We start from the raw sequence: 19,297 nt of genomic DNA on the forward strand, positions 1-19,297 counted from the left end.
AAGGCGAAAGCCGAAAGCTTTTCGGATAAACGTATAATAAAGAAGCTTTAAGCCTTTTGCTTTCAGCTTTCAGCTAAAAAAACATGTTTGATTCAATAAAAAAGAAGTTTACATCAGAAGGGAATGAGCCGGCGGCTACTACAGGCAAACCTGATATCTGCCGGGATAAATCGGCGGAACTGTTTGCAAAGGCGAAGACCTTTTTTCCGGGTGGGGTTAACTCGCCGGTAAGGGCGTTTAAATCAGTGCATGGCACGCCGCTTTTTATTAAAAAGGGCGATGGCTGCCATTTATGGGATGCCGACGACAACCAGTTTATTGATTTTTGCTGCTCATGGGGGCCGCTTATCCTTGGGCACAACAATGCAAAAGTTCGCGAAAAGGTAATTGAGGTAATGCAAAACGGCATGTCGTTTGGCGCACCTACCGCCCTGGAAAATGAACTGGCTGAGCTGATTGTAAAAAACAACAAATTTATTGAAAAGCTGCGTTTTGTAAGTTCAGGTACTGAAGCGGTGATGTCGGCCATAAGGCTTGCCCGCGGCTATACCAAACGCGACAAAATATTAAAATTCGAGGGGTGCTACCATGGCCACTCCGATTCGCTGCTCGTTAAAGCAGGCTCGGGCTTGGTAACCTTTGGCGAAACATCATCTGCAGGTGTACCCAAATCATTTGCTGATGAAACCGTTGTTGTTGCATTGAACGATAAGGAAGCCCTTAAAAAAGCTTTCGACGAATTTAAAGATCAAATAGCAGCAGTAATCATTGAGCCGGTACCGGCAAATAATGGATTGTTGCTGCAGGAAAAAGAATACCTGCAATTCCTGCGCGAGATATGTACGCAAAACGGCACCCTATTGATATTTGACGAGGTGATTTCGGGTTTCCGCCTTGGCTTTGAAGGCGCTGCCGGGCATTACCAAATTAAACCGGATATACTTACTTACGGCAAAATAATTGGCGGCGGCATGCCTGTAGGCTGTTATGGATCATCAGCTGAGATTATGGGACATATTTCGCCGGATGGCGGTGTTTACCAGGCTGGTACATTATCCGGAAACCCGGTTGCAATGGGTGCGGGCATTGCCCAGTTAAGCGAGCTGCTGCGTATGGGCTTTTACCGCGACCTCAACAAAAAAACCGAAGAATTTACCGAGGCCATACAGCGTTTTGCTACCGCTCGTAATTATAAATTCAAGGTATTTACCATCGGCTCAATTTTCTGGTTCGCGTTTACCGATAAAGAAGCTATTCGCTCGGCCGATGATATTGACGCAGCCAGTATGGAGAAATTTAAAAAGCTGCACCGCGAACTGCTAAACCGTGGAGTTTATTTGGGTCCAAGCGGTTACGAGGTTGGTTTTATATCATCAGCGCACAGCAAAATTGATTTAGAGAAAGCAAAACGTGCTATATTTGATAGTTTGGAAGTTGTATTCAGAAGTACAGCCCCCTAATCCCCTAAAGGGAGAACCGGAGGGTAAAGTTTATATTCAATAAAATAAAGTCCTCCCCGCTGGCTAGCGGGGAGTCAGAGGGGCATGAGAAGAACATTCGTAATATTTTATGCATTGATCACTTACGCACTAGCGGAGTTGATTTGGTGGGGCTACCTGCTGGCAAAGCATATGCCAAGCGATATCGGTATGATAATGGGCGAGGGCTCGGTTTTTATATTCGTGTTTTTTGTGGGGGCGTATTCGCTGCATAAGTCAATTAACAAGGAACGCAAGCTGCAGGAGCAGAAGAAAAACTTCCTGCTATCCGTAACACACGAATTGAAATCACCACTGGCATCTATCAAGATTCTTTTGCAAACCATCCAAAAACGTGACCTGTCGAAAGAACAAACACTGAATTTTATCGGCAAGGCACTGATGGATATAGAGCGGCTGGATGATATGGTGGAAAATATGCTGCTGGCATCAAAAATTGATAACCGCAGTTATTCGTTTCCTAAGGATAAATTCAATCTTTCGGTTTTGGTGGATAGTATTGTTAACCGCTTGCAGATAACCAAATGCGAGGGCACGCAACAAATTATTGATGCCGAAATAGAACCGAAAATTGAAATAACCGGCGATAAATTTGCGCTTACGTCAGTTGTTACCAACCTGGTTGAGAATGCTATAAAATATTCAGGCCCCTGTGAAACGGTGGGCGTAAAGCTGTTTTCGAAAGAAGGAAAAGTATTTTTAGAGGTAGCCGATCATGGGATAGGTATATCCGACCATGAAAAAAATCGTATTTTCGATAAATTCTACCGCGTGGGCAGCGAAGATACCCGTAACACAAAAGGAACAGGTTTAGGTCTGTACATTGTAAAAGAAGTGCTTGACAAACACCGGGCGAGCATAAAAGTGAAGGATAACCGACCGGCAGGTAGTATATTTGAAGTGGTTTTTGAATAACCGATACTAAGTAGTGTCAAATCAATTTGTAAATGAATCATATCATGCAAACTAAAAAAAGAATTTTATTAGCCGAAGACGAAGACCATTTGCTCGAGGCTATTAAGCTTAACCTTGAGCTTGAAGGGTATAAGGTATCAACGGCCCACAATGGTAAAAAGGCATTACAAATATTTAAAGAAGAGCGCTTTAACCTGGTAATACTTGACGTTATGATGCCCGAGATTGACGGCTTTGTGGTTGCCGAAACCATTCGCCTTGAAAACTCGGAAGTGCCTATCATGTTCCTTACCGCAAAAAACACCAACGAGGATAAAATTGCCGGCCTTAAAAAAGGTGCCGATGATTATCTTACCAAACCGTTTAACCTTGAAGAATTGATTTTAAGGGTTAACAACCTGGTAAAACGCGGCTTAAAAGGCGAAGAACTTAAAGAGTTTAACAGCTACAAAATTGGCGAAAAAACTATTCACTTTAACTCATTTGAATTAGTGAACGAGGATGGTTCTATTACCCCTTTAACCAAAAAGGAAACCATGCTGCTGAAGTTGCTGATTGAGCGCCGTAATGATGCAGTATCGCGCGAGCAGATATTGGAAACAGTTTGGAATTACGACGTTTACCCTTCAACCCGCACCATCGATAACTTTATCCTTACCTTCCGCAAGTATTTTGAACCAGATCCTAAAAATCCGGTTTATTTCCATTCAATCCGTGGAGTAGGTTATAAGTTTACCGATACGCATCATTAATGTTTACAAACCGGACACGCTTATTTATCGGCACACTGTGTTTTTTGTCGCTGATGTTGCTGGCCTACCGGCACATGTATGAGTTTGCGTGGTTTGCCATGTTACTGATTGTGCTGCTGGCCTGGGATTACATACGGCAGGGAACATTGATTGTGGCTGCGAAGTACTTTCACCATAAAGAATACGACAAAGCAGAACGAACCCTGCTGGAGATTTTTAACCCCCGCTGGCTCAGCAGAAAGCGCCGCGGCTACTACGAGTTTTTAATGGGTGGCGTTTGCCTGCAAAAGCAGGATTTTGAGGATGCCGAAAAACATTACGAAGTAGCGGCACAATACCCGCTTCGGTCTGTGAATGACCACGTGGCAGCACTGGTGCATGTAGCCAACATTAGCATAAGGCAGGGTAATTTTGAAAAGGCGGGCGCTTATATACAACTCACTGAAAAACACACAGAAGATATAAATGCCAAAATGAAGGATGTGATTGAGCGCCTTCGGCAGGAATTGAAGAAAAACAATAAATAGAACCAGGAATCAAGAGTTAAGAATCAAGATAAAAAGAGCCTTGCTGTTGATACAAAATAAGATAACTACATTAAACAGAGCAAGTTTAAATAGCCGGAACCAGGAAAAGTTAAATCTTGATTCTTGACTCTCTTCCAAATTATGAGAGATTCGTTATTTATAAAAGCAGCATTTTCTGAAAACACTGAACGCCCGCCGGTATGGATGATGCGCCAGGCTGGTCGTTTTATGAAGGAGTATTGGGACATTAAAAACAAATATTCGTTTTTAGAGATGTGCAAAACGCCCGAAATTGCCGCCGACGTTACCATGTTGCCGGTTAATTTGCTGGGGATTGACGCAGCCATCTTATTTTCGGACATATTGGTTACCGGCGAAGCCATGGGCGGCGATTTAAGCTTTGCCCAAAACGTTGGTCCAAAGTTTGCAAACCCTGTACGCACCAAAGCGGATGTAGATAACCTGCAAACCGATGTGGGCGACAGGTTACAGTACGTAGCCGACGCTATTAAAGTGATACAGCAACGACTTAACGGCAGCATCCCATTGATAGGTTTTGCCGGGGCTCCGTTCACGGTGATGAGCTACCTGGTAGAAGGCGGCTCGTCGAAAGATTTTAAGCTGACTAAGTTAATGCTCCACAACGAGCCTGAACTAGCCCATCAACTATTGGCAAAAATTGCGACAGTAACAGCAGATTATTTAAATCTGCAGATTGCAGCCGGAGTAAATGCCGTACAGATATTCGACAGCTGGGCGCAGGCATTGGCCTGGGATGATTATAAAGAGTTTTCGCACCGTTATATCTGCGAGATTATAAGTAAGCTAAATCGTAAGGACATCCCGGTAATATCGTTTTGCAAAGGCAGTTCAGTTTTTGCTCCATTGATGGCCGAAGCAAAACCGGATGTGATCTCCATCGACTGGAATGTTGATTTGCTCGACATTAAAAAACGTTTACCCGAAGGCATAGCGGTACAAGGCAATCTTGATCCGCATATTTTATATGCCGATAAAAAAGTAATTAAAGACCGTATTCATAAACTGTTCGACCGGATGAAGGGTGAAAAAGGGTTTATTTTTAACCTTGGCCACGGCATTATGCCCGATATCCCGTTTGATAATGTGAAGTATGCGGTGGAATTGATAAAAGAATATAGCTAAGCCCCCCAGCCCCCTAAAGGGGGAGCGAATAGCAGGTGGGGTAAAATAGCTGCAACTCAAAAATTCCCCCTTTAGGGGGTTAGGGGGCTCGACGTTATGTATCCATACATTCTTTCCATACATATCATTTTTGTAGTCTGCTGGATGGCGGGGCTATTTTATATGGTGCGCCTGTTTATTTACCATACCGAGGCGCAGGAAAAGCCCGAGCCTGATCGCACCATCCTGTCAAAACAGTTTGAAATAATGGAGCGCAAGCTGTGGTACATTATCACGGTACCATCAATGTTTATTGTTTTGGCTGCGGGTATAACCATGCTATACCTCGCGCCAGTCTGGCTGCAGCAGCCATGGATGCATATAAAACTGGGCTTTGTTGTGGGTTTAATAATATATCACTACATCTGCCAGAATAAAATGAAAGAGATGGCGGCCGGGACTTATAAATGGACATCAACCCAGCTCCGTTTATGGAACGAAGTGGCTACGCTGTTCCTGTTTGCAATAGTGTTTTTAGCTGTACTAAAGGATGCTGTGAACTGGATCTATGGCCTTGTTGGCCTTGTTGGCCTGGCGGTGGTACTAATGTTTGCTGTTAAACTGTACAAACATTCGCGCACAAAAAAAGGATGATAATTCTGTGGCAGGGAATCATCATCCTTTAGAATAAAAGCATCGAAATCGTTGACACTATACCGCCTCCGGTACTTTAACCGTCACCTCGGGTTCAAAAACAATTTTAGATTTTATCGAATTTGATACCAGGCACGCTGCTTCCGCCTTTTGAAGTACGCGTATTGCCCTGTCCCTCACGTCTTCGTTAATGATGGTAAGCCTTGGTTTTAAGGTTACTTCGGTCATCAGGTATTTCCCTTCAACCATCTCCAGTTTACCGAGGGCAGTGGAAGTGAAGCTTTCAAACTCAAGTTTTGAATTTTCTGCAATCGCCAAAAATGTAGTCATCAGGCAACTGTTTACTGCCGCGGTAAATAAATGCTCGGGCGACCATACTTTTTCTATCCCATTTGCAAATTGCGGCGGTGTTGCCACATCCAGTTTATCTGTAAGTTCGGGTGAGCTAAGTGTGCCCAGGCGGGTGCCTGTCCATGCTAACTCAACCTCGTATATGTGTTCTGTGTTCATATTATTAGTTATAAATGTTAATATTTTACTGTTAATGCGTCAGGCAGTTGACGCTTATCGCTATTTTAAATTTTACATCCCTGCGCACCGCAGCAGGCTGTGTTTGAAAGGGCCATAAAAACAAACAAGCCGCTAATTGCGCCAAGACCCCAATCATGGGCTTGTATTGCCCAAAAAACCATAAATAAACCTAATGCCAGGCGCAAAACGCGGGCAAAGTGCCAGTTTGTAAAAAGCCGTTGTTTTATCGTATTCATTTTACGTAGGTGGTTAAATTGTGCCAGCTGCCGCCATTGTAAACATGCTTATACCCGTTTGACAGCAATATTGCTTTTGCTGAAAGGCTCCGCATGCCCGAGGCGCAACAGGTTACAATCACATCTTCTTTTTTTAATTTGCCCGTTTTGTCGTGCAACATATTCAAGGGAATATTTATCGAGCCCCTGAGGTGCCCGCCGGCAAATTCACCGGGGCTTCGCACGTCGACAACCTTGGCGCCGGCGGCTAATATTTCGCCGATATTAACACCGTTGCCAATCTTAAAAAACTGCTTTATTTTTTCTACCAGGCCCATATTTAGTTGTTTAAAAATTTATCAATGTTTACCCAGGTGCCGCCATCATAACAACCAATATTGTGTTGTTTTAACAGCTGGCTGGCCTTTAGGCTCCGCACGCCCGAGGCGCAACAAAATATAATGTACTTCATTTCCTTAAATTCATTAAGGTGATTGCTCAAATCAGGCAGCGGAATGTTTACACTTTTTGCCACGTGCCCGGCGCTGAATTCTGCCGGCGTTCTTACATCTACTATTACCGTTCCGGGTAATGTTATTAATTGCGAAATGATGTCCATTTTGTCCTTTTTGAATATTTGATAATACAAAGGTGGGTACAACAAAATGGATGTTTGGTAACATTTGTTGCATAAGGAATTTTAATATAAAATAACCAGCGCATTTATAATAGCGGCTGCTATTTTAGCTCTAAAAAACGGTCAAAAAACCACATGTTGTTTTTCATGATGGTTGATTAAGCCGGGTACGTTACATAAGGGTTGTAATTGTGTCTATATCACTTTGTTTCCTTCACGGCAATCAATACGCTTGCCCTTCCATCTCTTACATCAGGATTCACCCCAACCGTCATCAAAAATTTCCCTGAGTAATTAGCCTCGGCAATGGTTGATCTTCTGCCCGGGAAAACATTCAGCTCGCTAAGTGTATACATTTTATCCGGGTTTAATCCTTTAAGTTTTATAGCGCTTGAGCCAGCATGGTATCTTGTGCTTACCAGGTAGTTAAACATTATCGCCGACGTTTTTGCAGGGTTTACATACATGATGGATGCCACATCATTTTCGCGCGGGTTTTGCAGGCGGTATTGGTCGCCGTGCCATATCTCATCGCTGAATTGTTTGTAGGTGGCAACTGCGTTCTGGCAAAATGCCAGCTCATCAGGTTTTAGCTTGCCTATCACAATGTCGAAGCCCAGCTTGCCCATCATTGCCACATCAACCCTGAATTTGATCGGCTGCTTGCCCCAGTCGGTAACGTGGTTTGAGCTGGTTAGGGCCGGGTAGAAATAGGAATTTTCCCATTGGATGAATATCCTTTCTACAGGCTCTGTATCATCACTTGGCCAGTATTCGGTAAAGTATTTTAGTGCGCCATAATCAACCCGGCCACCGCCGCCTGAGCATAACATCAGCGGCACTTTAGGATATTTGGCCCGCACACGGTCGAGTACTTTATATAAGGCGAAAACGTAGTCGGTATAAAAATTCGATTGATTTTTCTCATATGCCGAGTATGCGTTAAAAATAATGGAGTTACAATCCCACTTAATATAAGCCAACTCCGGGTTTTTGGTAAATAAGTCATCTACCACACCAAATACAAAATCCTGCACTTTTGGGTTGGTCAAATCGAGCACCAGTTGATTGCGCATGTAAAGTTCGGGGCGCTGTGGTTGTTTTATTACCCAATCCGGATGCTTTTCGTACAATTCGCTTTTGGGGTTAACCATTTCCGGCTCAATCCATATCCCGAATTTCACGTCGTTGGCTTTGGCTTCCTTTACAAGGTAGGCAATATCATTAGGCAGTTTGGCTTTGTTTACCTGCCAGTCGCCCAGGCCGGCATGATCGCCATTGCGGGGGTATTTGTTACCAAACCAGCCATCATCAAGTAAGAACATATCAACGCCCAGTTTTTTAGTGTCCTTTAAAAGCCCGGCCAGTTTTGGTTCGTTAAAATCAAAATAGGTCGATTCCCAGTTATTCAGCAGCGTTAACCGCGGCCCGTTGCCGTCAACAATCTTATAATTACGTGCCCAGCTTTGCAGGTTGCGACTGGCTTCGCCCTTGCCTTTGCTGCTAAGGGTATAAACAAACTTTGGAGTGGTAAACTCAACGCCGGGTTTTAATACATAGTCGGCAGCAAAGTTATTTATACCAGCTATCAACCGCAGGTTATTCGCCGGGTCGACTTCAAAATCAATCCGGAAGTTACCGCTCCATTCAAGGTTGCCATACATTACTTCGCCTTCATCCTCGCCGGCGGGCTTGTTTAATGATACCATGAATACGGGCGGTTCAAACAAATCTGCGCGGGTACCAAGTTTCGAGTCGATGGTTTTTATGCCATGGTTAAGGGCCTCTTCTTCGGGCTGCATTTCCTGCGCCCAGTCGCCGTGATAATGCTTAAGCCAATATCCGCCGGCTTTTATGCAAAGATTGGCCGAAGCGTACTTATTAAGCACCACGTCCTTTTTTTCGTGATGGGTGATAACGCTCCATTGCTCGGTTACATCTTCGTTATAATAGGTCTGGTAATTAAGTGTAACCTCAAAATCATAAACCGAATCTTTCAGCTTAATGCTCAGCAGGCTTACATCGTCATTAATTTTAGTTACAGTATGATTAACGTATTTCAGATCTAACGATTTATTACCGTCAGCATGAGTTACTGCTATGGCCGGCTCCAGCAGGTTGCGCGTGCCGGAAGAAGTGTAGGCGTTATTATAGCTGCCTATGGTACCGCTAAAGTTGTACATTTTGGCAATAGCGCCGTATTCGTTTTTATCGGTAAGCTTGCTGCCAAAATAAACCATGTTCAGTAGCTTATCCGGGGTTACCTGTAAAACAAGGGCATTGTCTTTTGTTTCAATGGGGATAACTACATCCTGTGCTTTTGCACTAATAACAGTAGCCAGGCAAAAAAATGCACTAGCGAGCAGCGTGTTTAAGTATGATTTATTCATAATTGGTTTATTATAACGGATGATATTAATCTGGAAAATCAAATCGTCGCGCGTCTATTTTTTCGGCTAAAGCCCTTGTCAACTTATTTTACGGTCCGTCACTTAAAAGTGACGGCAATGATCGTTGCTGCTACCTATATTAATTGCCGACGTTAGCTTCAGCGACAGCAGGATGGCTTCATCCCAAAGGCGCTATGCTCACACATCTGCCCATCGATTTTTTTGTCTTGATTCTTGATTCTTGACTCTTGGTTCCTGGCTCTTCTCTCAATAAATCACCCCGTCCTTCATCACCATCTTCACCTGTTTCACTGCTTTTATATCTTCGGCAGGGTTACCATCAACGGCAATAATATCCGCAATATAGGTGGATTTTATATTCCCGAGGGCATTTAATTGAAAAACTGTCGCATTTACACTTGTAGCCGATTTTAGCACGTCAATTGGCTTCATCCCATAGTCAACCATCAGCAACATTTCGCGGGCATTATCGCCATGGGCAAACACGCCGACATCGCCACCCATGCAAATAATTACGCCGGCCTGCATTGCCTCTTTAAATATCTCGCGCTTATGGGTAACGCTTTCAGGTTCGGGGTCGGTTCCTTTTTTCCAGCCTGCATAGGTAAATATGGCTTCGGTTGCTGCAAGCGTGGGGCACAGGGCTATGCCTTTTTCCTTCATTAGCTTAAATAATAGCGGTGTGCCGCCATCGCCATGCTCAATTGTTGTTACGCCCGCGGCAATGGAACGTCGCATACCTTCTTCCGTTCCCGAATGCACGGCCACTATCCGGCCGCTGCTTTTGGCAACCTCAACTGCTATTTTCAATTCGGCTTCGGTAAAAGTGGGCTGGCTGGTGCCGTTTTCGCCCCAGCGATAATCGGCATAAAGTTTTACCACATCGGCCCCATGGCCAATCTGCGACCGCACTACCCGGGTGATACCATCAATACCGTCTGCTTCCTCGCCGCCTGTAATTACACTGGCTTCGGCAACGTTGCTTTTAGGCCCATAGCTGCCGGTAGCTACAATGGCTCGGGTAGCAACCAACATACGCGGACCTGGAATAACACCCTTTTTGATAGCATCCCTTAAGCCTACATCATCATAAGCTGCTCCTTCGGTGCCTAAATCGCGTACGGTTGTAAAGCCGGCCATCAGCGTAGCTTTTGCGTGGTTAACGGCGCGTGCTGTACGTTCGGCCCGGCTTTCGTTGAGGACCTGGTTGTTCCACGAGGTTTGATTATAGGGGTGCAGGAATAAATGCGAATGCCCTTCAATCATGCCCGGCATTACTGTTTGGCCCTTTAGTTCGATAATTTTTACTGATGAAGGCACTGTTATGCCGTTGGGCTCGCCGGCGGCCTCAATGCGGCTGCCTTTTATTAAAACCCACCAGCCTGCATGCATTTGTTGCCCGTCAAAAACGCGGTCGGGCTTTAGCAGGATGTAGTTGTCAAATGTTTTTTGCTGCGCGATGATGGACGTTATTAGCGATAAGATTAAGGTGAAGGTTAGGTATGCAGTTTTCATAATTGTATTTGTAGATGTAAAGCAAGTTATTAAATTTATTTTTAATCCCGTGCAACCATTTCGCAACCCTTTTCATCTTACCTTTAAATGATGTTTTTGGAGCCAAAATATACTATTGACGAACTGGTAAAAAGATGTAAGGCAAATGAGCGTAAAGCCCAGGAAATGCTCTACAAACAATTTGCTTCGAAAATGCTTGGGGTTTGTTTACGCTACGCAACCGATCGTATGGAAGCCGAGGATATGCTGCAAAATGGGTTTATTAAAGTTTTTAACAAGATAGAAGACTACCGTGGAGAAGGCTCGTTTGAAGGATGGATACGGCGGATAATGGTACACAGTTCGATAGAGTACTACCGCAAATATCATAAAATGGTGCAGCTGGTTGATATTGAGGATGCTGCCGGGCATACATCGGTTGATGCACAGGCCACGTCAACGCTGGCCGCTAATGAGTTGATGGCTTTGATACAGCAACTGGCGCCGGGTTACCGCATCGTATTTAACTTATACGCCATTGAAGGCTACTCGCACCGCGAAATAGCTGAAATAACCGGGATAAGCGAGGGGGCATCAAAATCGCAACTATCAAGGGCGCGGTCGGTATTAAAAGAACAAATAGTAAAAATGGAAGGTAAACGATATGGATATGCAGGATAAAGAATTTGATACGCTGTTTCGCTCGAAGCTTGAAAACTTTGAGGCCGCACCTACCAGCCAGGTATGGGACGGTATTGTTGAGGGCCTGCATGGCAAACGCCGTTATGCTGTATTGTTGCCATGGTTAAGTATAGCCGCAAGCGTACTTGTTTTGGTAGCTTCAGGGGTATTGTTTATCCCGCAGAAAACAGCCGTTAAGCCTTCTGCTAGCCACGAAATTGCTAAAACACAGGTAACGCCGCAGGTTATTAAACCAAGCCCGGCAATACCCCAACAACAAGGTATAGCGCAAACACCTGCAGTTGCACCTGCACCGGTTAACCGAATGGCACAGGTAAAACCTGTAAAAACAAGCACGGAAACTGCGGTTACAAGCACTGCGCCTGAAACTGTGCCGGCAAATGTAAATGCAGCGCAACCGCATGAACAACAAATAATAGCAGCAGTACAACCAAAAGAAGTAATTTCGCCCGAAGCGCCAGACTGGCAAACGCAAACTGCGCCGCAAACGGTAGATATGCCCGTGGCCGCTACCATTAAACCGGTAATAGCCGCAGCGATGCCAAATATTGTAGATAAACTAAGTATTGCATCGGCAAGGCCAAAACATAAAGCACATGGCATTGGCGGCTTTCTGAACACGGTAATTGCTGCCGTAGACAAAAGAAAAGATAAAATAATTGAGTTTACCGATTCGAATGATGACGATGGATCGAACGTTACGGCGGTTAACCTGGGGATACTAAAATTTAAAAAGGATAAAGCAGAAGTGAGTAGTTTGGCTAAGTGAGTGGCTGATAAAGTTGGTATAGTGTACATATTACCGCTTTTAAACCAATCAACTTATTCCAACTCAGTCAACAAATCAACTAAAATTAACAACAGACAAAATGAAACGCATAATAATTACTACAATATTAAGTATAGCAATCTTCGGTGCTTTTGCACAAACTAAAAAGGACAGCAGCATGGCTGTGCCCGATTCTGTAAAAAGAAAAAGCGTTAACATCTCGCTAAGTGTTGGCGACGACGACTCCCACCGGTGGAAAGATACCACTACTTATAACGACAGGTCGTACCCCCGGTTCTCATTCGGTATTACGTTCTCGAGGTTTGATTTGGGGCTGGCTACTTTAATTGATAATGGCAGCTTTACCCTATCGCCTAAAAACGACTTTTTGCGCTACCGCTCGTGGAAAACAAGCAACGTAGGTTTCGACCTGGTGCAGATGGGCGTAAGGTTTAACCCCAACTTTAAGATATACTTGTCTGGAGGGTTCGACTGGACGCTGATCCGCCTGCGTGAAGATATCACCATACTGCCCAACCAGCCGGTGCTGACTTATCGCCGCGATAATATCGACTACAGCAAAAACCGGTTTTCATCAACTTACCTGCGAATCCCGCTATCGTTTGATTTCCGCACCAATGAGAATAACGAAGGCAAACGCGCGCATATCGTGTTCGGTCCGGATGGTGGCCTGCTGCTGGGTGGCCGGGTGAAGCAAATAAGCAAGGAAAACGGTAAGCAAAAGATAGATGACGACTATCATTTCACAAAATTCCGTTATGGTGGCTTTGTACGCTTTGGCTATGGCGATATGGGCATCTTTGCCAAATACTACTTCAACGATATGTTTGAAAACAGCCCGGATCAAAAAGGGTTAAAGAATTTATCCTTTGGATTTACTTTAGGGTTTTAAAGGATTGTTGAAACGTTGTAAAGTTGAAAGGTTAAAAACACCAACATTACAACCTTTCAATTTTACAACGTTTCAACTTTACAACATTCCAACAAATCACAAATTCACCCTATCCCCATGGGACTTCGGCTCCGATATTACTAAAAAATGCAAATCAGCATCGCTATTGTTTAATATGCGGTGCTTTGTGTTTGGGGCTATGTGGATCGATTCATTTGCCTGTACAGTTTTGGTTTCCCCTTCAACTTCGAATGTCGCCGTCCCGGATAAAATAAAAAATACCTGCTGGGCATTGTGGTGGTAATGCAGCTGCTCGCCGGTGCCGGGTGGCATGCGTTCCTGTATAACGCTTAGCGTGTTTGATTTTAACAGGTGCCAGCCGTCGCACTGGTTGCCCCAGGTATAATGTTCGGCATTTTGGGTGGATGTAATCATGGCACAAATTTAAATTTTCCCGGCCGGATTCAGCTTAACGGCGCTATACAGGCAGTACAATTTGATACAAGTTTGAACAAACGGCGCAATAAGGCCAAAAAACCATTTGTTTTTGTAATTTAACCCTTAAGCGTTAGCTAATTAAATTACATTTGAGGTTCAAACCAATGCTTCGCGCCTTTTAGTTATTGATGAAACCGTTTTGGCTTAAGTTGTTTTTACCTGTAATTGGTATACTGGTGGCTATGCAAAGCTACGCACAGGTATGTACAGGCAGCCTTGGCGACCCGGTTATTAACCAGGATTTCGGCTCGGGCACCAACCCCGGCGCGCCGTTATCAACCAGCGTAACCAACTATAACTATTATAACGCCGATTGCCCAAACGATGGCAGTTATACCATTGCCACCAGCACCAATGCCTGTTTTGGCCGCAGCTGGCACACCGTATCAAGCGATCATACCGGCAACCCCAACGGGTACATGATGATTGTTAATGCCTCAAACGACCCCGGGCTTTTTTACACGCAAACTGCCGAAGCCGGGCAATTATGCCCTAATACTACTTATTACTTCTCTGCATTTATAGGTAATCTGATTCTTTCTTCGGCCTGCGGCGGCGCAGCCACAAAACCAAACATCACCTTTTCTATTGAAACCCCGGAGGGTCTAAAACTGAACCAGCCCTATAATACCGGGGATATCGACACCTCGCCCGAATTTACATGGAAGGAATACGGCACCTATTTTACTACCCCGGCCAATGTAACCACAGTTGTGGTAAAAATGATAAACAATGCCCCCGGCGGCTGCGGTAACGATTTGGCGTTGGATGATATCACCTTTCGCGCTTGCGGACCGCTTATCCAATCGGGATTTGGGGCATCTACAGGGCAAGGCACGCAGGAGTTATGTGAGGGCGGCAGTGCCAAATATTCGCTGAAAGCTGACGTAACCGGCCCAAGTCCCGTATTGCAATGGCAGGCAAATTACAACGGACAAGGCTGGGGAGATATCCAGGGTAAAAACACCAACACCCTTGACCTTGATTTTCAGAATGCTGTAAAAGGCATTTACCAGTACCGCATCGGTGTTGCCAATGGATCGGACATTGCCTCGGTTGGGTGCCGGGTTTATTCAACGCCGTTGACGGTCACGGTTAACCCGCTGCCGGTCGTCGCGGCCATACCGCCTAAAACCTTTTGCGAGGGCTACCCCCTTACGCTCGAGGCTACCGGCGGGGCAACTTACTTATGGACGGGGCCGGGCATGCAGCCTACTACGCAAAATCCATTGGTAATAAACAGCGCTACACCGGCAAACCAGGGCACTTACACGGTTGTTGCCACGTCCGACAAAGGCTGCCCCGCAGCGCCCGTGCAGGTGCAGGTTAAAGTTGTGCCCAAAGTTGTGGCAAGCGTAAGCGGCCCCGTCCCCATTTGCGCAGGCGATAAAACACAGCTAACAGCATCGGGCGGCTTATATTACAAATGGACGCCATCAACAGGGCTCGACCATGACGATATCCCCAACCCCATTGCCAGTCCGTTAGAAACCACTACATACGCTGTAAACGTTAGCAACGATGGCTGTAACGACGATACCAAATCAATAACCGTAACCGTAAGGCAGCTTCCCACGGCCGATGGCGGCGGTGATAAAAAGATATTCGAGGGACAATCGGTAAAACTGAATGGTACCGTAGGGGGCGATGAAATTAGCAGCTTTGCATGGTCGCCTGCAACAGCGCTTGATAACCCATCGTCAGTTACGCCAACGGCCAACCCGACGGATGATATTACCTACACTCTTACCGTAACATCGCAAAATTGCGGCATAGCAACCAGCAAGGTTTTTGTCCGGGTTTATAAAAAAGTGACCGTACCCAATGCCTTTTCGCCCAATAATGATGGTATCAATGACCTTTGGAATATCGAGGCGCTGGTAACCTACCCTGATTGTTCGTTGCAGGTTTTTGACCGGTATGGCAGAAACGTATTTAAAAGCACCGGCTACTCAAAAGCCTGGGACGGCACCTATGGCGGATCGCAGCTGCCCGAAGGGGTTTATTATTATATCATCGACTTAAAAAATAATACGCCGAAGCTTACGGGGTGGGTGTTGATTGTGAGGTAGAAAGCTGCTTCCTGGAACGGCTGGAACGTTTGTTATGGGGGATAACAGGAGTTACAAGTGTTACAGGGAAATATCAAGCCCAAAAACCGCGTCATTGACAAGTTTGAGTGTTTTTGTATTACTGTATCACCAACTGAGTCACCATAGCGATACAGACGATACAGCATTTTCTCCATTTTGTCATTGCGAGCGCAGCGCGGCAACCGCACGCCATGCTTATCGAAATGAAAGGTTCTGCACCTTGCAGTTCGCCCTGCACAGTTCGCGATTGCTTCGTTCCTCGCAATGACAAGGCGGTGAGTTTGGAACGGCTGGAACGTTTGTTATAGGGGATAACAGGAGTTACAAGTGTTACAAGGAAAATATCAAGCCCAAAACCCGCAATGACGTGATGGTGAGTTTGGAACGGCTGGAACGTTTGGTATAGGGGATAACAGATGTTACAAGTGTACAGTGACCTATCGCAAATTTCCGGCCTGACACCCTTTGATTATTGCAGCTAATCAGGCCAATCTTTAAATCCTATAAATCATGGTTCAGACAAATGTTTACTGTAACACCTGGAACGGATGTAAAGGGGTATAACGTACGTTACAGATGTAACAAACCGTCGCCTTTTTGTCTTTCAGCTTTCAGCTTTTACCTTTCACCTCATCCTTTTACCTTTCACCTCAAAGTACTATCTTTGTATTGAGGTAAAAATTGGATAAAGTTAAAGTTTTAGAAAGGTATCTCCCGCCCGATGCTGCCCCGCTCATCGGCCGATGGATCGACTACTTTAAATGCGAATTTAAAATTTCGCGCAACCGCAACACAAAATTTGGCGACTACCGGCCCCCGCATTCGGGCAAAGGGCACCGCATTTCCGTTAATTTCGATTTAAATCCCTATGCTTTCCTGGTAACTACCGTGCACGAGTTTGCGCACCTTCATACCTGGAACGAACATAAGCACAAAGCCAAACCGCACGGCACCGAGTGGAAAATGAACTTTAAGCGGATGATGCAGCCATTTTTTGAGAAAGAGGTTTTTCCGGCGGATGTTAAACATGCCATAACAAGCTATTTGAATAACCCTGCCGCATCCAGCTGCACCGACCTTAATTTGTACCGGTCGTTGCGTAAGTACGATGCGCCAAAGGAGTCGGAAGCTGTTGCAACGGTTGAGAAGATCCCCTTAAAAGCAATGTTTAAGCTGAAGGACGGCCGTATATTCAGGAAAGAGGAAAAGCTGAGGAAGCGCTATAAATGCACCGAGATAAGCTCGAAACGGGTATACCTTTTCAGCCCGGTTGCCGAGGTTGAGCTGATTGCAGATTAATTGACCTGGGGATGCGTTTTACCGCAGGCCTGCGACCTGCGCTGGTGAATTTCGCTCCGTTGGAGCTTGGAAAACACCGAGCCCCAAAGGGGCGGCACCCGTCAGCACAGGTCGCAGGCCTGTGCTAATAGACGTTTCAATTTATGATGGACAATTTAGTATTGATTGATAAAACCGTAGCCTTTGTAAAACAGACGCTGAAAGATGCTGAGGGCGGGCACGATTGGTGGCACATACACCGCGTATGGAACAATGCCCGGCTAATTGCCCAAACCGAACAAGCCGATGCGCTAACCGTTGAGCTTGCCGCTTTACTGCATGATATTGCCGACAGCAAGTTTCATAATGGTGATGAAGAGATAGGCCCTCAAACAGCCGGCAGTTTTTTAAGCAGCATTAATGTTGATGCGGAAACCATTCGCCATGTGCAGCAGATCATCAGGCATATTTCGTTTAAATCAGGCTTCGATAAAAAGGAATTTCAATCCATTGAGCTGGATATTGTGCAGGATGCCGATCGCCTTGACGCCATTGGAGCAATAGGTATAGCCCGCGCTTTCAGCTATGGAGGTTTTAAAGGCCGTGAACTCTACAACCCCGAAGTGGCGCCAAATCTGAACATGACCAAGGCCGAATACAAGGCCTCGACAGCGCCCACCATTAACCACTTTTACGAAAAACTGCTATTGCTTAAGGATAAAATGAACACCGAAACAAGCAAACAACTGGCACAGCAACGGCATGATTTTATGCTGGCCTACCTGGAGCAGTTTTATTCGGAGTGTTGATCGCTTATCTTATTTCTTAATCCAGGGATAACATGATGCAAATTTAGCTGTTGCATCTTGCCAATTGATAATTTATTTATTTAAATTTAGACATGTCTAAATTTTTTATTAGATTTGTATAAAATTTACAATGTTGCATCAGCCCTTATGAAGAAATACCTACTATACCTATTAATTATTGCCGGGATAAACAGCGCATTTGCGCAGGATACAGTAAAAAAGGAACGCTTTAGCTTCCACTTTCAGCAGACCATAATCACACAATATAAACCCGGTTTCAGCGCCAACTATACAGGGCTTAACAGTTTAGCAACAAAAGAAGAAACGCAAAGTTCCATTACCTCTACCTTTTTTGGGGCTGCCAGGTTATGGAAAGGCGCCGAAGCCTACTTTAATCCTGAAATTTCGGGCGGGGCAGGCTTGAGCAAAACTTTAGGCATAGCAGGTTTTCCGAATGGCGAAACATTCCGGGTAGGAGCTGCCGAACCTAAAATTTATATCGCCCGGCTATATTTTAAGCAGAACTTTGAATGGGGAGCTGAAAAGGATACTATACAAAGCGATGCCAATGTTTTGGCAGGCTTAAAAAGCAAACGGTATTTTTCGATAGCAGCCGGCAAGTTTGGCATGGCCGATTTTTTTGATGATAACCAGTTTAGTCACGACCCGCGCTCACAGTTTATGAACTGGGCCTTGATGGATAACGGCGCCTGGGATTATCCCGCCAATACCCGCGGCTACACCATGGGTGTGGTTACGGAGCTCGGTCAGCCTACCTGGACACTGCGCTTTGCGCTCACCATGGTAGTTACACAAGCCAACTCATCGATATGGGACGGCAAAGTGGGTAAAGCAAATACGCAAACCCTGGAGTACGAAAAGCGGTATACTTTAAACGGTCAGAAAGGTACGCTGCGTGTGCTGGGCTTCAGGAACAACGGAAAATTCGGCAATTATAACTTAAGTATCGCCCAAAACCCAACCGCGCCAAATGTAGATACCACGCAGGCTTACGGCAGGCATAAATACGGCTTCGGCATAAGCGCCGACCAATATTTAAGTAAGGATTTTGGGGTATTTGCCAAAGCCAGCTATAACGACGGCCATACGCAAACCTGGTTTTTTACCGAGATTGACCGCTCTATATCCTTCGGGGGGGTGCTAAAAGGTACCTCATGGAAACGGGCCGATGATGAAATTGGATTGGCCTTTGTTGGCAATGGCTTATCGGCCCCGCATAAAAATTACCTGGCGGCAGGTGGCTACGGCTTTTTAATTGGCGATGGCAAGCTGAACTACGCGCCCGAAATGATTGCCGAACTGTATTACAAGGTTAATGCTTATCAGCACAAATTATTTTTAACACCCGATTACCAGTTTATTTTAAACCCGGCTTATAATAAAGACAGGGGGCCGGTAAATGTGTTTTCGATACGGGCGCATGTGGAGTTTTAACC

At 45.2% G+C, this 19,297-nt stretch carries 20 protein-coding genes; 13 read left to right on the forward strand and 7 right to left on the reverse strand.

What is annotated here, in order from left to right; all coding sequences use genetic code 11:
- The first annotated feature begins 83 nt into the window (after positions 1 to 83).
- From hemL to Q0R52_RS26125, 6 genes are all read left to right on the forward strand, one after another.
- Complete coding sequence (gene hemL, locus Q0R52_RS26100) at positions 84 to 1,460, forward strand: glutamate-1-semialdehyde 2,1-aminomutase (protein WP_295800763.1); 1,377 nt, start codon at positions 84 to 86, stop codon at positions 1,458 to 1,460.
- Between the two features lie 84 nt (positions 1,461 to 1,544).
- Complete coding sequence (locus Q0R52_RS26105; RefSeq protein WP_295800766.1) at positions 1,545 to 2,414, forward strand: HAMP domain-containing sensor histidine kinase; 870 nt, start codon at positions 1,545 to 1,547, stop codon at positions 2,412 to 2,414.
- Positions 2,415 to 2,458: 44 nt separating this feature from the next.
- Positions 2,459 to 3,166 (forward strand): response regulator transcription factor, encoded by a 708-nt coding sequence (locus Q0R52_RS26110; RefSeq protein WP_252791828.1) that lies wholly within the window; start codon positions 2,459 to 2,461, stop codon positions 3,164 to 3,166.
- Positions 3,166 to 3,693, forward strand: a complete 528-nt coding sequence (locus tag Q0R52_RS26115; protein ID WP_295800769.1) for a hypothetical protein — start codon at positions 3,166 to 3,168, stop codon at positions 3,691 to 3,693. The genes Q0R52_RS26110 and Q0R52_RS26115 overlap by 1 nt, the downstream gene beginning before the upstream one ends.
- 141 nt (positions 3,694 to 3,834) lie before the next feature.
- Positions 3,835 to 4,857, forward strand: coding sequence for a uroporphyrinogen decarboxylase (gene hemE, locus Q0R52_RS26120; protein ID WP_295800772.1), 1,023 nt, complete (start codon positions 3,835 to 3,837; stop codon positions 4,855 to 4,857).
- 96 nt (positions 4,858 to 4,953) lie between these two features.
- Complete coding sequence (locus tag Q0R52_RS26125; RefSeq protein ID WP_295800775.1) at positions 4,954 to 5,490, forward strand: CopD family protein; 537 nt, start codon at positions 4,954 to 4,956, stop codon at positions 5,488 to 5,490.
- Between the two features lie 57 nt (positions 5,491 to 5,547).
- On the opposite strand, the gene Q0R52_RS26130 is transcribed toward Q0R52_RS26125, so the two are convergent.
- The 6 genes from Q0R52_RS26130 to Q0R52_RS26155 form a co-directional block, all read right to left on the reverse strand.
- Positions 5,548 to 6,000 carry an OsmC family protein gene (locus Q0R52_RS26130; protein WP_295800778.1) on the reverse strand — a complete coding sequence of 151 codons (453 nt, stop codon included), beginning with the start codon at positions 5,998 to 6,000 and terminating at the stop codon, positions 5,548 to 5,550.
- Positions 6,001 to 6,065: 65 nt separating this feature from the next.
- The gene (locus Q0R52_RS26135) at positions 6,066 to 6,257 is read right to left on the reverse strand and encodes a hypothetical protein (RefSeq protein WP_295800781.1); all 192 of its coding nucleotides are present in this window, start codon (positions 6,255 to 6,257) and stop codon (positions 6,066 to 6,068) included.
- A complete protein-coding gene (locus tag Q0R52_RS26140; RefSeq protein WP_295800784.1) occupies positions 6,254 to 6,574 on the reverse strand; it encodes a rhodanese-like domain-containing protein in 321 nt (106 codons plus the stop codon). The genes Q0R52_RS26135 and Q0R52_RS26140 overlap by 4 nt, the downstream gene beginning before the upstream one ends.
- Positions 6,575 to 6,576: 2 nt before the next feature.
- A complete protein-coding gene (locus Q0R52_RS26145) occupies positions 6,577 to 6,855 on the reverse strand; it encodes a rhodanese-like domain-containing protein (protein ID WP_295800787.1) in 279 nt (92 codons plus the stop codon).
- Between the two features lie 218 nt (positions 6,856 to 7,073).
- Complete coding sequence (locus tag Q0R52_RS26150; protein ID WP_295800788.1) at positions 7,074 to 9,263, reverse strand: alpha-galactosidase; 2,190 nt, start codon at positions 9,261 to 9,263, stop codon at positions 7,074 to 7,076.
- Positions 9,264 to 9,530: 267 nt separating this feature from the next.
- A complete protein-coding gene (locus tag Q0R52_RS26155; RefSeq protein ID WP_295800791.1) occupies positions 9,531 to 10,799 on the reverse strand; it encodes an amidohydrolase family protein in 1,269 nt (422 codons plus the stop codon).
- A gap of 90 nt (positions 10,800 to 10,889) precedes the next feature.
- Between Q0R52_RS26155 and Q0R52_RS26160 the strand changes: the two genes are divergently transcribed.
- The 3 genes from Q0R52_RS26160 to Q0R52_RS26170 all read left to right on the forward strand — a co-directional run bounded on the left by Q0R52_RS26160 (position 10,890) and on the right by Q0R52_RS26170 (position 13,162).
- Positions 10,890 to 11,459 carry a sigma-70 family RNA polymerase sigma factor gene (locus Q0R52_RS26160; RefSeq protein WP_252791893.1) on the forward strand — a complete coding sequence of 190 codons (570 nt, stop codon included), beginning with the start codon at positions 10,890 to 10,892 and terminating at the stop codon, positions 11,457 to 11,459.
- Positions 11,449 to 12,249, forward strand: coding sequence for a hypothetical protein (locus Q0R52_RS26165; RefSeq protein ID WP_295800795.1), 801 nt, complete (start codon positions 11,449 to 11,451; stop codon positions 12,247 to 12,249). Before Q0R52_RS26160 ends, Q0R52_RS26165 begins: the two co-directional genes overlap by 11 nt.
- A 100-nt stretch (positions 12,250 to 12,349) precedes the next feature.
- Entirely contained in the window at positions 12,350 to 13,162 is an 813-nt protein-coding gene (locus tag Q0R52_RS26170) for an outer membrane beta-barrel protein (RefSeq protein ID WP_295800797.1), read from the forward strand.
- A gap of 96 nt (positions 13,163 to 13,258) precedes the next feature.
- Here Q0R52_RS26170 and Q0R52_RS26175 read toward each other — a convergent pair whose 3' ends face one another.
- Positions 13,259 to 13,597, reverse strand: a complete 339-nt coding sequence (locus Q0R52_RS26175; protein ID WP_295800800.1) for a cupin domain-containing protein — start codon at positions 13,595 to 13,597, stop codon at positions 13,259 to 13,261.
- A 191-nt stretch (positions 13,598 to 13,788) separates the two neighbouring features.
- On the opposite strand from Q0R52_RS26175, the gene Q0R52_RS26180 reads away from it, so the two are divergent.
- The 4 genes from Q0R52_RS26180 (at position 13,789) to Q0R52_RS26195 (ending at position 19,295) form a co-directional block, all read left to right on the forward strand.
- Positions 13,789 to 15,732 carry a gliding motility-associated C-terminal domain-containing protein gene (locus Q0R52_RS26180; protein ID WP_295800801.1) on the forward strand — a complete coding sequence of 648 codons (1,944 nt, stop codon included), beginning with the start codon at positions 13,789 to 13,791 and terminating at the stop codon, positions 15,730 to 15,732.
- A 702-nt stretch (positions 15,733 to 16,434) separates the two neighbouring features.
- Positions 16,435 to 17,052 (forward strand): SprT-like domain-containing protein, encoded by a 618-nt coding sequence (locus tag Q0R52_RS26185; protein WP_252791842.1) that lies wholly within the window; start codon positions 16,435 to 16,437, stop codon positions 17,050 to 17,052.
- Between the two features lie 146 nt (positions 17,053 to 17,198).
- Positions 17,199 to 17,840: an HD domain-containing protein gene (locus Q0R52_RS26190; RefSeq protein ID WP_295801437.1), complete on the forward strand. Its 642-nt coding sequence runs from the start codon at positions 17,199 to 17,201 to the stop codon at positions 17,838 to 17,840.
- A gap of 147 nt (positions 17,841 to 17,987) precedes the next feature.
- The gene (locus tag Q0R52_RS26195; protein WP_295800808.1) at positions 17,988 to 19,295 is read left to right on the forward strand and encodes a carbohydrate porin; all 1,308 of its coding nucleotides are present in this window, start codon (positions 17,988 to 17,990) and stop codon (positions 19,293 to 19,295) included.
- Positions 19,296 to 19,297 lie beyond the last annotated feature (2 nt).

This window comes from Mucilaginibacter sp., assembly GCF_025359345.1.
Lineage (GTDB): Bacteria > Bacteroidota > Bacteroidia > Sphingobacteriales > Sphingobacteriaceae > Mucilaginibacter.

Coding starts and splice junctions, on each gene's coding strand:
- hemL (WP_295800763.1), top strand. CDS start 84: ATGTTTGATTCAATAAAAAAGAAGTTTACATCAGAAGGGAATGAGCCG.
- Q0R52_RS26105 (WP_295800766.1), top strand. CDS start 1,545: ATGAGAAGAACATTCGTAATATTTTATGCATTGATCACTTACGCACTA.
- Q0R52_RS26110 (WP_252791828.1), top strand. CDS start 2,459: ATGCAAACTAAAAAAAGAATTTTATTAGCCGAAGACGAAGACCATTTG.
- Q0R52_RS26115 (WP_295800769.1), top strand. CDS start 3,166: ATGTTTACAAACCGGACACGCTTATTTATCGGCACACTGTGTTTTTTG.
- hemE (WP_295800772.1), top strand. CDS start 3,835: ATGAGAGATTCGTTATTTATAAAAGCAGCATTTTCTGAAAACACTGAA.
- Q0R52_RS26125 (WP_295800775.1), top strand. CDS start 4,954: ATGTATCCATACATTCTTTCCATACATATCATTTTTGTAGTCTGCTGG.
- Q0R52_RS26130 (WP_295800778.1), bottom strand. CDS start 6,000: ATGAACACAGAACACATATACGAGGTTGAGTTAGCATGGACAGGCACC.
- Q0R52_RS26135 (WP_295800781.1), bottom strand. CDS start 6,257: ATGAATACGATAAAACAACGGCTTTTTACAAACTGGCACTTTGCCCGC.
- Q0R52_RS26140 (WP_295800784.1), bottom strand. CDS start 6,574: ATGGGCCTGGTAGAAAAAATAAAGCAGTTTTTTAAGATTGGCAACGGT.
- Q0R52_RS26145 (WP_295800787.1), bottom strand. CDS start 6,855: ATGGACATCATTTCGCAATTAATAACATTACCCGGAACGGTAATAGTA.
- Q0R52_RS26150 (WP_295800788.1), bottom strand. CDS start 9,263: ATGAATAAATCATACTTAAACACGCTGCTCGCTAGTGCATTTTTTTGC.
- Q0R52_RS26155 (WP_295800791.1), bottom strand. CDS start 10,799: ATGAAAACTGCATACCTAACCTTCACCTTAATCTTATCGCTAATAACG.
- Q0R52_RS26160 (WP_252791893.1), top strand. CDS start 10,890: ATGTTTTTGGAGCCAAAATATACTATTGACGAACTGGTAAAAAGATGT.
- Q0R52_RS26165 (WP_295800795.1), top strand. CDS start 11,449: ATGCAGGATAAAGAATTTGATACGCTGTTTCGCTCGAAGCTTGAAAAC.
- Q0R52_RS26170 (WP_295800797.1), top strand. CDS start 12,350: ATGAAACGCATAATAATTACTACAATATTAAGTATAGCAATCTTCGGT.
- Q0R52_RS26175 (WP_295800800.1), bottom strand. CDS start 13,597: ATGATTACATCCACCCAAAATGCCGAACATTATACCTGGGGCAACCAG.
- Q0R52_RS26180 (WP_295800801.1), top strand. CDS start 13,789: ATGAAACCGTTTTGGCTTAAGTTGTTTTTACCTGTAATTGGTATACTG.
- Q0R52_RS26190 (WP_295801437.1), top strand. CDS start 17,199: ATGGACAATTTAGTATTGATTGATAAAACCGTAGCCTTTGTAAAACAG.
- Q0R52_RS26195 (WP_295800808.1), top strand. CDS start 17,988: ATGAAGAAATACCTACTATACCTATTAATTATTGCCGGGATAAACAGC.